A 13758-nucleotide genomic window follows, 5' to 3' on the forward strand; every position below is an offset into this window, starting at 1 on the left:
AACATTTTACTTATAATTCTATGTATAAAGGCTTAAAGATACGCCTGGCTCAGGGAGAGCCGGCGATAAAAGATTTACAGAAGGCCAGCCTGCCTGAATTGTTCAGGGGTATGCCGCAGATTGACGGGCAGAAGTTTACAGACGGCGGCAAAAAGTGCCTTGAGGCGTGCCCGACAGGCGCAATTTTACCTGACCCATTAAGAATAGACCTGGGGAAATGCACATTCTGCTCACTCTGCACCAAAGCCAATCCTGAAGGAGCAATCAGTTTTACCTCTGAATACCACATGTCTTCATCGACGCGTGAAGGGCTCATAACAGACGGCAGTGTGAAGATGATAAGGCCGGAAATGGCATCTGAGAAGATAAGGAAGTATTTCGGGCGCTCACTCAAATTAAGGCAGGTTTCTACAGGCGGCTGCAACGGCTGCGAGCTGGAGCTAAACGCGCTGGGCAATGTGAACTTTGACCTCGGGCGATACGGGATTGAATTTGCCGCCTCGCCGCGCCACGCTGACGGAATTGTAGTAACGGGCCCGGTATCAAAAGCCATGTCAAAGGCGCTTTATGAAACCTATGAGGCCGTTCCGAACCCTAAGATCATCATTCTTTTCGGGGTGTGCGCAATAAGCGGCGGCGTCTTCCAGGATTCTGAGGAGATTGACCGCTCGTTCCTTAAGGACTTCAGGGCCGACCTTTACATTCCGGGATGTCCTCCCCACCCTTTGACATTCATCTCCGGGATAATGGACTGGCTGGACAGGAAGTAAACCTAAAAAAATCCTTTTAGCAGGGGCGGACTTTTGGATTTTAAGTCCGCCCAATCTGTCCCAAAATCGAACACGTGGCTAATAATGACCAAGTGACAACTCACTTCAAATAAAATAAGGCCCAAAATCTTCCATTTTCGCACTTTTTTCCCTCTTTCAGCCCGAAAATCAGGTGGTATATTCTTTGCACTTCTAAGCAAAAAATTACTAGATGAAATGAATAAGATTATCGTACAAATAGGGTTATTGGTTTTTTTTATTTCAGTCATCTTTTTCGGACAAAAAGAAATGGCAATCCAGGATATTCTCGTGCGCTCCCTGGTCTTGTTCGCCGCCTCTACAATAATGCTTAGTGTTTTGTACCTGGTTTTTGTAAGGTCGATAAACAAGATGTCCGTTTCCAAAAGGAAAAGTTTTTCAGATAACATTGGCAGAGGACAGTAACTATGAATACTGCGCTTTTATGGACCGAGTTTAAGCAGTCGCACAATTCTGATTTGAAGAAGCAGATCATGATGAACTATACGAATCTGGTTCATTATGTCATACACAATTCCAAGTTCATATCTTTGAACATTGTGGATGACAGGGATTACTTTCAGTTTGGAATCGAGGGCTTAAGCGAAGCAATAGACAGGTTCGATCCTGAATACGGCACGAAATTCGAAACTTATGCAATACAGCGTATACGCGGAAAAATAATAGACGAGCTCAGGAAAATTCAGATCAAGCCGAGGAGTGCCAACGGTACAGACGGCGATACAACATATACGAACGTCTCACTGAATAACTCATACGATGAGGAAGACGGTTATATGCTTTATGAAGTGATCCCGAATGAAGATGAATTACCCGATGAGACTCTGGACAAAAGTGAAGCTAAAGAACTGCTTATAAACGCAATTAAAAAATTAGAAGAAAGGGACAGACTGGTATTAACTTTATACTATTACGAGAATTTGAATTACAAAGAGATTGCACAGGTTCTGAATATTACGGTTTCGCGCGTTTCGCAGATACATTCTAAAATAATTCAGGAACTTAAACACAAGCTCGTAAGACAGTATGACTGAAACAACGCCGGAACTCCAGAAGAGAAAAGAAAAAAGCAAGTCGGTACTTGCGCAAGTCTATAACCTGCCTTCCATACCTCTGGTAATGATGGAAGTTACCAGACTTTTAAATAACCCTAATACAAGCGCAATTGAGCTTGCAAAAGTCATCAGCCGCGACCAGGCGCTTGTTACGAAAATACTTACTGTGGCCAACAGTCCCTTATACGGGCTGCCCAGAAGAGTTTCTACGATTGATTTTGCCATTATCATTCTGGGCTTCGACCATATTAAAAATATAGTCATTGCCCTTTCAATGATGGAGGCCTTTAAGAATAAAAGCGATAAAAACCTGAACCAGAAGAATTACTGGACGCATTCAATACTGACTGCAAGCGCTGCAAAGAGGATAGCCGACGACCTGGGGTTTCATTTTACGGGAGAGGCCTTTACAGCAGGACTGCTGCACGACCTCGGCATACCGGTAATTCACAAGTATTTCAACAATGAATTTATTAAGATCCAGGAGCTTGCAGAAAAAGAAGACATGAGCTTCAAGGAAGCACAGCAGGAGACAATAGGCCTCGAGCACCAGCAGATTGGAAACCTCCTGGCGCAGAGGTGGAACCTCCCCCTTTCGCTCAGCGACGCCATACTGAACCATCACATGCCCTCACAGGCCGAACAGAATCAGCCCCTGGCGGCAATTGTACACCTGGCGGATTATATGACGGTAAAGCTTGCTACAGGGAGCTTCCTCTGGGATAAAAATTACGAACTGGACAGGTCAGTGATTGCAACTCTCAACCTGAGGGACGAGGAGTTCCTGGAAAACTTTATTAACCGTTATAAGGAGCCCTTCCTTAGTCAGGTAAACTCAATTCAGATATAAGTCATAATTTTAACATAATAATAGCAGAACAAGAACAATGGATATCGAATTATTTAACAGGCAGGAAAAAAGAGAAAAAACAGAGCTGGTATTATCAAATGTTTATAATCTGCCAGCTATTCCCACGATCATGATGGAAATTTCACGCTTGCTGGAAAAACCTTCTACTACCACAGCAGAGCTTGCCAAGGTAATAGGCAGGGACCAGGGAATAGCTTCCAAAGTGCTGTCCATTGCAAATTCACCCCTTTACGGGCTCCCGAGAAAAGTCTCTACAATAGACTTTGCCATACTCATTATCGGTTACCAGGATATTAAAAATATTGTAACCGCGCTTTCAATGGTTGAGTCCTTTAAGAATAAGACCGATAAGAACTTAAACCAGAAGGATTTCTGGCTGCATTCAATTATGACCGGCCTTGCCTCAAAGAAGATGGCAGAGGATCTGGGTTACCGCTCGGGCTCTGAGGCTTTTGTTGCGGGCCTTATTCATGACCTCGGCATCCCGGTTATACATAAATATTTCCATACGAACTTTATTGTCATCTGCGAGAAGGTGACTACAAATAAAATAAGCTATATGGAAGCCGAATTTGACACCCTGGGCTTAAGCCACCAGGAAATAGGACGTTTTCTGGCTTCAAAGTGGAATCTTCCCCTGGCTTTATGCGACACGATACTTAATCATCATACTCCTTCGCTTGCGCAGGAGAACAGGACATTAACCTCACTTGTCCACCTTGCAGACTATGCGACGCATAAGCTGAATGTTGGGCATTTTTACTGGGATGACGAATACACGCTCGACAGCTCGATACTGGAGACATTTAAGTTCAACGACATGGCACAGCTTGACAAGTTTATTCAGGGCTACAAGGACATTTTTGTCCAGGAAGCTAATACACTGAGGATTTAAGTTTGAGACTTCTTAAGGACAATACACACAGATACGAGCCGTTTTTTACCTCTTTGCAGTTTACTTCGCGCTCTGGTGATGAGGAAAAACCTGTTCTGCCCCCGCTGGAAAGCCAGACGGATTCTCAGGCAGGGAGTCTCCTGGAAAAGTACCATCATATGGTGCAGAATATCATTGCCATGGAAAAGCAGATTTCCACCTCTGAGACTATTCAGGAGGTTTCCAGGACGCTGAAGCTTGCGCTTAAAAGGCTTGTTCCTCTGAAGAATGCAAATTTTTTCCTTTTCGATGAAACAAAATCGAGCCTCTTCCCTTTTGATAACGATGAGGATCAGGAATTTGTTTCCATGGTTAATAATGTCTATAAAGAAGGGATACTCGACTGGGTTTTTGAAAGCGGCAAGCCTACTGTTGTTCCTGAAGTCAATAACTATACGGTTGCAGGGCCCAAATTAAACTATCTTTTTTTCCCCGTCATTGAAGACAGGCAGTGCAGGGGGATACTTGCCGTACTGACAACGCTTTCCAAGGAGAATTTCAATGAACTGGAAAGCCACACAATACAGATTATTTTAAGCGCATGCATAGCCCGCATGGATAAGCTTTTCTTAAGGGAAAAGCTGAATAAAACCTACAATGAGCTCCAGACGTACCAGGCAAAGCTTTCTAATGATTTCAGGCTTTCTGCAATCGGGGAGCTTACAGAAGGGATTGTAGAAGACATCAAGTCTCCCCTTCAGGTTATTTTAAGCTATGCCGACTTCTTAAGCCGCGAGGAGTCTGACCAGAAGGCGGCCAATATTGTAAAAGAACAGGTTAAGAAGATCAACTTTGTCATAAACCGCCTTGTCAAGTTCTCGAGCCTGAATGAGGAAAAGGTGAAGGTCTACCCATGCGACCTTAATACGATCATAAGCGAATATTATAGCCTGGTTAAGTCGTCTCTGGAGAATGCAAACATCGAGTGCCTGCTAGATTTTGAAAACGACATACCGAGCGTTATAAGCCATCCGAGCTATATCTATCAGCTCTTAAGCAATGTAATAAGCATAATAAAAGCAAACAGCACCAAGGGCGGAGGAATAATAATCCAGACGAGGTATTATTCCGAAAGCATAGTGGTTAAGGTTATCAACACTGCACAGATCACTTCCTACAGCTCAAAGAGCCGGGAAGCTCTCATGCAGTCCCCAAATTTGAATTTTAAGATTATAGACAATATAATGAGAACTCACGAAGGCACATTCAGTATAGAATCGTTCCAGAAGAACAGTTCGGTTATACAAATGAAATTTCCACTCAGGAGAAGAAAAATACAATGAGAGGCCTTTTAGTTCCGGTAATTGCAGCCACAATGCTAAGCGCATCCACAGTTTCCTACGGGGAGCAGGATGCCAGGATAAACCTAAAGCAGATGGTTCAAAACCAGATCTCTCAGATAAGGGCCAGGGGGATTAAGCAGGAAGTGCCACAGGTTAACGGGAAAGCTCCTGTTCAGGAAAAAACTACTGCCGTTACGGAAAATATTGCGGGAAAGGAAAATGCAGGGATGGAAAATGCCTCATTAAGTGAGGCTAAGCCTTTAGCAGAAGATGCACACCAGAAGAACAGCGTAGTTTCTAAAGAAAAAGGGTCTCTTAAAAGCACCTCTTCAAAAAGCGGTGACAACCTTTTCCTGAAGGTTTTTGTGCTTGTTGACCTATCGCTTATGGCCGTGCTATTTGTCTACTGGAGAAGACGGAAGCTTAAGATAGGGATGGCTGAAAAGGCAAAATTCAAGAAAAACATTACAAAGTTAAGAAGTGAAGGCAGATTCCACCGCAGGGAAAAAACCCAGTCGGATGAAGTAAGAAAAAGGCTTCAGCTTGACCCCATCCTGGAAGTTGAAGACGAGGCCGCAATACGCCGACATGCAAAAAAGCTTTCAGTCACCCCGGGAGAGCTAATGCTGGCCTCCAGGATCAGGTCGCTTGAAAAGGCGCATGAATGATAGGCCAGGTTATTAATGTAACCGGAATTCAGCTTAACAGCCTTAAGGCACCGGATGCCGGGGCGACGCCGAAACTTCTGCCTGCGGAAAACTCGCTGGTGGAAGTTTCTGTTCTTGACAAGTCAAATGGAAACTACAAGCTCTTAATAGAAGGAAGTGTTTTTCAGTCGAAGCTGCCCGTAAGCCTGAACACAGGTGAGGCGCTTCTGGCAAAAGTTATAAGTGTAAATCCCTTTACACTTTCGCTCGACAAGATATTTACGGCAAAAATGCTGACTGAGGGTAACCTCGCATTAGTTCTTTCAAAGCTTGGCATAGCAGAAACTGAGGCCTCATCTAAAGTCCTCAAGGCCTTCTTAAAGGAAGAAAAGCCTTTAGTAAAGTCGAAATTAAAAAAAGTAATTGAGATGCTGGAGCATGAGGATGTAAAACTCTCTGAGGAGATGTTAAGCCTGTTCATACAGATGATTCACATGGATGAAGGCAGGGGGGCATTCTCAAAAAAATCCTTTGTAAAAGTCTTCCAGTACCCCCTGGAAACCCTGTCCGGAGAGATATTGGACTCGGTTAAAAGGCTTAACAAGATGGGAATTCCTGAAGAAGTGCTCCTTGGGATAAACAAAGCTCTTGTGCTTGACGGGGAATCTTTCAGCGCGCTTGAAGTAAAGGAGAAGTCGCAGTGTAAAGCCGGGGATATGCTGGATGAGCTTAATAGAGCAGGAAACATCGGTGAAAAAACCAGACAGGAGATCTCGGGTTTAAGAGAAATCCTAATCAGGTTTAATATGCTGAGAGCCTGTTACATGAAGACGGGCGTTTACCCAGGGTTTATACTAATTAAACCGGGTGATGAAATTGAAATGGCGGAATACAGGCTGGAAAGCGAGCCCGACGGCAAAGGACAGAAATCGTACAGGATAAAGCTCGATATGAATCCCGGTTTACTCGGCAAAGTAGCCGTAAAGGGATTTCTTTCCGGGCAGAACATCAGTGCCGCTTTCGGTGCTTCAGAGGAAACAGTAAAAGAGCTTGAAGAAGAAAAAGAAAGTCTCCTTATGGCGCTTGGCAGGCTGAATCTCGTTCCGCGCTTAAATTTTGGAAATCAGTCCCAGGCATCTGAGGCTGCAGGCGTAAATGTGCGGCAGATAAATGTCAGAGTATAAATCCAGATACATAAAAGGGGCCGTAGCCTTAGGCTATAACAGTGAGGAAGACGGGGCTCCAAGAGTAATTGCCAAAGGGCAGGGATTTCTGGCAGAAAAGATTGTAGAGGTTGCCAGGGAAAACAGGATTATGGTAGAGGAAGATCCTCTGCTTTTTGATTCTCTTTACAGGCTGGAAGTTGGCGATGAAATTCCGGCAAAGCTTTACCAGGTGGTAGCCGAAATTCTGGCTTATGTATATAAAATTAACAGGAAAAAACTTCAGGGGTAGTTTATGATAAAAGGTATGTACTTTATTTCACAGAACCTGGGCTATAAAGAGAGGAATATGCAGATTGTAGCCAATAACCTGGCCAACATCAATACTACGGGTTATAAGCGCGAGATGCCCTTTGTGGAAATTATGTCCAGGATTGCTGATGCCCCGGTTAAGCAGCTGACAGACTATACGCAGGGGAACCTCATCCAGACTTCAAACACGCTGGACATGGCAATTTCAGGCGACGGATACTTTGCGGTAAAAAACGACAGGGGCGGCGTTGAATATACGAGAAACGGCCGCTTCAGAATTTCGGATGAAGGATTTTTAGTCAATGAGGAAGGGCAGAAAGTAATGGGAAGAAGGGGTGAAATTGACCTTTCCGACTATACCTTCGAGCAGCAGCAGAACATTTCGGTTTCAAAGACCGGAGAAATTAAAGTAGGTGATACAGTTGTAGATGAGCTTTCAATATCAAGGCTGGACGACCCTTCAAAAATGCTGAGGCAGAACGGGCTTAATTTTGCGGCTACCGAAGGCCCGGCTCCAGAGGCAGAGGTGGGAACGTATGAAATTCAGCAGGGATATCTTGAGGAGTCAAATACAAACGCAATCCTGGAGATGCAGTCTATGATAGAGCTGGGCAAGGAATTTGAAACAGCCCAGAAAATGATGAACTACCTGGATGAATCTCTGGGTAAAGCTACTGAAATTGGAAAGGCCTAGTGCCGGGAAAATTTAATGCCGGATAGGCCAGGCGCCGGGAAAGTTTAATATAAAGTTTTGAGCCAGGGCTCAAGAAAAGGAGAACGGAATATGTCAACAAGAGCATTAAGGACAGCAGCCTCGGGCATGTTTGCGCAGCAGGTTAATATTGAAACCATTTCCAACAACATTGCCAACATTAATACGACGGGATTCAAGAAGAACAAGGCCGAGTTCAAGGATATGATGTACCAGGAGGTTTCCATCAATCCACAGTTTACCGGAACCCAGACGATGAATGAAAAAACCAGCGTGCAGATACAGGTAGGTAACGGTGTTCAGCCGGCCTCGACGCAGAAGCTTTTTTCGCAGGGCGATTTGACTTCATCGGGCAATCCTTTGGACGTGGCGATCCAGGGAGAAGGGTTCTTCCAGGTAAGAAAGCCTGACGGCACGTTCGCCTATACGCGCGACGGGTCTTTTAAGGTTTCATCCAACGGCGCAATTGTTACTTCAAACGGTTACACGCTTGAGCCGGGTATTACGCTCAATGAGGATATATCTGAAATTACAATTGCCAAGGACGGAACCATTGAAGCCAGGCAGACCGATGGCAGCACCGTTTCACTTGGAAGCATTGAGCTGGTAAAATTTATGAATCCGGGCGGCCTTCTGCCGGTTGGAGACAACCTTTATGTTGAAACTCCTGCCTCAGGCACACCGCTTACGGGTGCACCGGCACAGGACGGGTTCGGGGAGCTGAACCAGGGATTTTTAGAAGCATCAAACGTTGACATTGTGGAAGAGATGATCTCGATGATTACAGCCCAGAGGGCATACGAGATAAATTCCAAAACCGTAAAGACGGTTGAGGATATGATGACACAGGCTAACAACCTCAAACGTTAGGAGATAAAAAAATAAAATGAAATTACTCTATCTTCTCATCCCTTTTGTTTTCACTCTTCAGGCCGGGGACAGCCTGAAAGAAGAAATTGGAAAGCTCTTAAGCAAAAAGCTTCAGGGCTATGAGAAGATTAGTTTTGAAATTACATCAAAGCCGCTTACGCCTATGGGTGAGGCAATAGTTATAGATACTGTAAAAGAGATTAAGGTCAGCGGCAGCACGGCTTACGTTCCTGTTGTTTTAGTAGGCAGGGATAAAAGAACCTCACAGTCGTTTGTAAGCCTGAAGTTAAGCCTTTATAAAAAGGTCCTCACAGCAAAGAAATTATTTGCTGCCGGCAGTGAGCTTAAGCCTGAGGACTTTGAGCTTAAGACGCTGGAGGTGGCAAAGCTGAGGGGCGTTCCTGTTTGTGAAGCTGGCGCCATTGAGCACATGAAGGCGAAGCTTACCATAAAAGAAGGTGAAGCCTTAATTCAGGAAAAGCTTCAGGCCATGCCTGTCGTTAAAAGAGGCGACAGTGTGACGGCCTTTGCAGTTAAAGGAAATGTGGAAATATCATTTGACGCGCAGGCGCGTCAGGATGGCAGTGTGGGGGAAGTGATCAGGATCATGACTCCTGAGAAAAAGATTTTCAGGGCAAGGGTTATCGATCAATACAGTGTAAAAATTGCAGAGTAAAATTATGAAACGTTTATTATCGGTTGTGTGTGCAGTATTAAGCCTCTCTGCAGTGATATCTGCGCAGGACATGAGGCAGAATTCCTACTATTCACTCTTTGCCGATCAGAAGGCCAACAAGGTTGGCGATGCGGTTACAATAATTGTTGTTGAATCTTCTCAGGCATCCAACAATGCCGAGACACAGGCCGGACGGTCGACTGACGTAAGCTTTAACGGGAGTGCTGGTGCGGGGACGACAACTGTTCCCGAGGTAAAGCTGGGAATAGGGGCAAAGAACGATTTCAGCGGTTCGGGCTCGACCAAGACAACCGGGCTGATAAAGACAAAGATTAGCGCTACAATTGATTCTGTTATGTCGAACGGCAACCTTTTGATAAGAGGAAGCAGGAAAATTGTAATTAACGGTGAAGAGCAGCTGGTTACGATCAAGGGCGTTGTAAGGGGTTCCGATATAATGGCGGACAACTCTGTGCTTTCATACAATATTTCGGAGGCGGTTATTACTTTTGAAGGAAACGGCCTCATAAACGACAGCCAGAAGCCGGGCTGGCTTACAAAGTTTCTGCACTGGCTTTTTTAAGCCCCGGGGCAAAAGATTATAAAACCTGAATAAATCTGTCTGGAATTAAAATGAAAATTAAAAGTATAATCATTTTATCTTTGCTTCTTGCCTTTGAGACGCTGCATGCGCAGAGGATCAAGGATATTGCCTATTTCAAGGGTACAGGTTCGGAGCAGATACTGGGCTACGGGCTTGTTGTAGGCCTTCCGGGCTCGGGCGACACCTACCGCTCCAGCTTTACCATACAGTCGGTTTCAAGTATGCTGAAGAGGTTCGGAATTACGGTTCCGCAGACAGACATGAAGACCAGGAACGTGGCTGCCGTAATGGTTACGGCAAAGCTTAACGGGGGTCTTAAGGAAAAGGCTGAATTTGACGTTACGGTTGCATCCATGGGTGACGCAACAAGCCTTCAGGGAGGGGTTCTTCTTATGACGCCAATGTCGGCCCTGGACGGTAATGTATATGCATTTGCGCAGGGTCCTATATCGGTTGGGGGATACGACGTCAACACGCCTTCAGGCGGAAGGGTCTCCAAGAACCACACGCTTACAGGCAGGATCCCGCGAGGCGGAATTCTGGAAAGAGCCGTATCTGTGAACAAAAATGCCGGGCAGACCGTAAGCATAATGCTGAGGGATCCGGACTTTACAACTTCAAACAACATCGCCGCTGCAATTAACGGCAAGTCGGGAAGTGAAATTGCAAAGGCTCTTGATGCGGCCGAGATAACGGTTCAGGTGCCTCAGGACAAGCAGAACAACATGGCGGCTTTTTTTGCCGAGATTGAATCGATACCCGTACAGAGCGACGTAACGGCAAAGGTAGTCTTAAATGAAAGAACGGGGACGGTTGTTGCAGGAAGCAATGTAAAGATACTCCCTGTTACGATTTCACACGGCAATCTGAGCATCAACATCCGTTCTTACCCGGTAGTCTCGCAGCCGGGGTCGTTTTCCAACGGATCCACAATATTCTTTAATAATCTTGTACCTTACCAGCAGGAAGATTCAACCAAGGCTGTAGCCTTAAGCGGGGCGGCTACTGTACAGGAAGTGGCTGCGGCACTCAATTCCCTTAAGGTAGCCCCAAGAGACATAATTGCCATTTTCCAGGCATTAAAGGAAGCAGGGGCACTTGTAGCAGAACTGGTAATAATGTAACAAAAAACTCCAGGCTAAAGAGAACCATGGACCTGAAAATAACAAACGATGAAAAACACATAAGCAAGACTCCGGAGATTACAAACAGGTATTCTCCCGCCGAGAAGGAAAAGCTTGCCAAAGCCTCGAGGGACTTTGAAAGCCTTCTTACTTCCATGATGCTTAAATCGATGACGAAAACCACCAGTGGGCTTTTCGGCGATGAAAGCTATGGCGGCGATACGTTTGAAACTTTGTTTGAGGGTGAACTTTCTTCGTACATTTCAAAAAACCAGAGCCTTGGTGTTGCAGCAAAGCTTTATAAAAAGCTTACAGGGGAGGATCTTGAGACAGGTGCAGGGCTTCCCGTAAAAAAAGTTTCAGACCATAACGCCTCATCCAAAACCAACCCCACAGAGGATGGCAGTTCCGGAAGTGACGCAAAACCTATACACATAAAGGGTGCGAATAATAATCCTGCAGTTGAGCCTTCCCAAAGCTCCATGAACAGGATCGGCAAGCTTGATGAAGTCATTGAGCAGGCCTCAAAGGATTTCGGCGTGGATTCAAATATAATCCGTTCGGTTATCCTGGCCGAATCAGCCGGAAACGCAAAAGCGCGCTCTGTTTCGAATGCCAAAGGGCTAATGCAGCTCATGGACTCAACGGCAAGCTCCATGGGAGTTAAAAATGTATGGGATCCAAAAGAAAATATTTACGGCGGCACTAAATATTTGGCCGGATTGCTTCGACAATATAATGGGGAATTAAAGCTCGCTTTGGCGGCTTACAATGCGGGTCCCGGAAATGTTGAAAAGTATAACGGGGTTCCTCCCTTTAACGAGACCAGAAACTATATATCCCGCGTCATGGGGTATTTAAAGCATCTAAACGGATAAAAATGGAAGTAAAAGAGCTTACAACATCACTGGTGAATCAGAAAAACAACCTCACCTCGTTGCTTGACGCTGCCCTGCAGAAGCAGAGGGCACTCGTAAATTTCGATTACGCGGGACTTGAGGAATCGATTGTAAAAGAGGAAAAAGCCCTGTCTTTTGTTACAGAAGGGGAAAAAGGAAGAATTAAAGTACTTTCAGAGCTGTATAAAAGACATTCAATTTCAAACAAGACATTCAAGCTTTCCGAGTTCGTGGAAAATACGAAGGGAATGCTGGACATAAGATCGCAGAAGCAGATTGCCCTGACTGAAAAGGAATTAAGGGAGCTGATTACGAGAGTATCGATGGTAAATCAGCAGAACAAATTCCTGATTGAAAATTCAAGGGCGTTTATAAAAGACACTGTGAGCGCAATACTTAATGCCCGCAGGTCGTTACTGGATAAAAAAGTTTAATCAATAAAAATTAAAGAAAATGGGCCTTTCAAGGATATTTGACATCTCAAGCCGCAGCCTCGGGGTTTACCAGAGAGCACTCGACGTTACCTCGCATAACGTGGCTAATGCGAACAGTCCCGACTATGCCAGGCAGAGGGTTGTCTTCGGAAGCGAGCGTTCTGAGACAACAACAAACGGGAGTTTTGGTGCAGGCGTTAAAATTGATGACATCGCCAGGATTAAAGACAACCTGACGGACGTTCAGGTCAGGACCTATAACCAGAAGTTTGCCGACGTTGACAAGCGCTCGGAGGTCCTGGGGCAGGTGGAAACCCTGTTTTCTGAACCTTCAGACCTGGGATTGTCAAATTTAATATCTTCTTTTTACAGCTCATGGGACGAGCTGGCCTCAACGCCTAACTCTACCCCGCTAAGGAACAGCGTTCTTCAGGCAACTGACAGCCTCAGCAGTAAAATTAAGAGCATTTATGATGGTGTAGGGCTTTTAAGGAGCGACCTGAACGGACAGGTAACTGAAAAAGTTGAGGAAGTAAACTCTACAATTCAGGAGATCCAGAGCTTAAACCGTCAGATAAAATCGGCCAAAGTTGCAAACCAGTCGGCTAATGATCTTTTTGACAGGCGCGACAAGGCAATAGACGCCTTAAGCAAGCTGGTTAACATAAACTCTCATACTGATGACCAGGGTTCGGTGAGCATTTCCATCGGCGGCGTCTTTGCCGTGGATGAATACAGTTCCACCAAGTTTAAGGCAGCCAACGTAAACGGGAAACTTTCGCTTACAACTGATGACGGGAGTACCACGGCGCAGCTTTCCGGCGGGGAGATCTATGCGAGCATGGACCTCTATAACAATCAGCTTTCCAGCTATCAGGACAGTGTCAACACAATAGCCCGGAATATAATGGATTCTGTAAATTCCGTGCACCGTACAGGCTACGGGCTTAACGGTGCCCCTCAGGGTGACTTCTTTACCGGGTATTCCGAAGGTGTCCTCAGCTTTACTCATGACACGAATGCCATTGCAGCTTCAGGTGCCCTGGGAAATGACGGCAATTCGGACAAGGCGGTTGAAATTGCAAAGCTTGCAGACAACTGGAAAATAGGCGGAAAGACCATAAGCGAATACTACAATTCTTTCATCAGCGGCATAGGCACAGAGAAGAAATTAAACGAGCAGAGCTCAGAGTCAAATCAGCTTGTCTTAGACCAGCTGAATAATCAGAAGGCCTCGTACTCCGGAGTCTCAATTGACGAGGAGATGACAAACGTCATAAAATTCCAGAAGTCATACGACGCTTCTGCAAAGCTCATTAAAATTGCCGATGAAATGCTTGAGACTTTATTAAACATGGTATAAAA

General features: G+C 45.3%; 16 protein-coding genes. All 16 read left to right on the forward strand.

All coding sequences use genetic code 11. The features are described from left to right. Nucleotides 1-20: 20 nt before the first annotated feature. The 16 genes from HF312_01835 to flgK all read left to right on the forward strand — a co-directional run bounded on the left by HF312_01835 (nt 21) and on the right by flgK (nt 13756). Nucleotides 21-770: an NADH:ubiquinone oxidoreductase gene (locus tag HF312_01835; protein ID MCU7518925.1), complete on the forward strand. Its 750-nt coding sequence runs from the start codon at nt 21-23 to the stop codon at nt 768-770. A 446-nt stretch (nt 771-1216) separates the two neighbouring features. Continuing rightward, nucleotides 1217-1843, forward strand: a complete 627-nt coding sequence (locus tag HF312_01840) for a sigma-70 family RNA polymerase sigma factor (GenBank protein MCU7518926.1) — start codon at nt 1217-1219, stop codon at nt 1841-1843. After that, entirely contained in the window at nt 1836-2714 is an 879-nt protein-coding gene (locus HF312_01845; GenBank protein ID MCU7518927.1) for an HDOD domain-containing protein, read from the forward strand. The genes HF312_01840 and HF312_01845 overlap by 8 nt, the downstream gene beginning before the upstream one ends. 37 nt (nt 2715-2751) lie before the next feature. Beyond that, a complete protein-coding gene (locus tag HF312_01850) occupies nt 2752-3630 on the forward strand; it encodes an HDOD domain-containing protein (GenBank protein ID MCU7518928.1) in 879 nt (292 codons plus the stop codon). A gap of 2 nt (nt 3631-3632) precedes the next feature. Beyond that, nucleotides 3633-4952, forward strand: a complete 1320-nt coding sequence (locus HF312_01855) for a hypothetical protein (GenBank protein ID MCU7518929.1) — start codon at nt 3633-3635, stop codon at nt 4950-4952. After that, entirely contained in the window at nt 4949-5620 is a 672-nt protein-coding gene (locus tag HF312_01860) for a hypothetical protein (protein ID MCU7518930.1), read from the forward strand. The genes HF312_01855 and HF312_01860 overlap by 4 nt, the downstream gene beginning before the upstream one ends. Continuing rightward, nucleotides 5617-6783: a hypothetical protein gene (locus HF312_01865; GenBank protein ID MCU7518931.1), complete on the forward strand. Its 1167-nt coding sequence runs from the start codon at nt 5617-5619 to the stop codon at nt 6781-6783. The genes HF312_01860 and HF312_01865 overlap by 4 nt, the downstream gene beginning before the upstream one ends. Then, on the forward strand, nt 6770-7054 hold the full coding sequence (locus tag HF312_01870; protein MCU7518932.1) for a flagellar biosynthesis protein FlhB: 285 nt from the start codon (nt 6770-6772) through the stop codon (nt 7052-7054). The genes HF312_01865 and HF312_01870 overlap by 14 nt, the downstream gene beginning before the upstream one ends. Nucleotides 7055-7057: 3 nt before the next feature. After that, nucleotides 7058-7768: a flagellar hook basal-body protein gene (locus HF312_01875; protein MCU7518933.1), complete on the forward strand. Its 711-nt coding sequence runs from the start codon at nt 7058-7060 to the stop codon at nt 7766-7768. 90 nt (nt 7769-7858) lie between these two features. Next, on the forward strand, nt 7859-8656 hold the full coding sequence (gene flgG / locus HF312_01880; protein ID MCU7518934.1) for a flagellar basal-body rod protein FlgG: 798 nt from the start codon (nt 7859-7861) through the stop codon (nt 8654-8656). A gap of 16 nt (nt 8657-8672) precedes the next feature. After that, complete coding sequence (gene flgA / locus HF312_01885) at nt 8673-9332, forward strand: flagellar basal body P-ring formation protein FlgA (GenBank protein ID MCU7518935.1); 660 nt, start codon at nt 8673-8675, stop codon at nt 9330-9332. A gap of 4 nt (nt 9333-9336) precedes the next feature. Next, on the forward strand, nt 9337-9915 hold the full coding sequence (locus tag HF312_01890; GenBank protein ID MCU7518936.1) for a flagellar basal body L-ring protein FlgH: 579 nt from the start codon (nt 9337-9339) through the stop codon (nt 9913-9915). A 50-nt stretch (nt 9916-9965) separates the two neighbouring features. Continuing rightward, nucleotides 9966-11060: a flagellar basal body P-ring protein FlgI gene (locus tag HF312_01895; GenBank protein ID MCU7518937.1), complete on the forward strand. Its 1095-nt coding sequence runs from the start codon at nt 9966-9968 to the stop codon at nt 11058-11060. Between the two features lie 26 nt (nt 11061-11086). Continuing rightward, complete coding sequence (locus tag HF312_01900; protein ID MCU7518938.1) at nt 11087-11938, forward strand: transglycosylase SLT domain-containing protein; 852 nt, start codon at nt 11087-11089, stop codon at nt 11936-11938. 2 nt (nt 11939-11940) lie between these two features. After that, entirely contained in the window at nt 11941-12393 is a 453-nt protein-coding gene (locus HF312_01905) for a flagellar protein FlgN (protein MCU7518939.1), read from the forward strand. A gap of 19 nt (nt 12394-12412) precedes the next feature. Further along, nucleotides 12413-13756, forward strand: coding sequence for a flagellar hook-associated protein FlgK (gene flgK / locus HF312_01910; GenBank protein ID MCU7518940.1), 1344 nt, complete (start codon nt 12413-12415; stop codon nt 13754-13756). Nucleotides 13757-13758: the final 2 nt, after the last annotated feature.

Source organism: Ignavibacteria bacterium, assembly GCA_025612375.1.
Classification (GTDB): domain Bacteria; phylum Bacteroidota; class Ignavibacteria; order Ignavibacteriales; family SURF-24; genus JAAXKN01.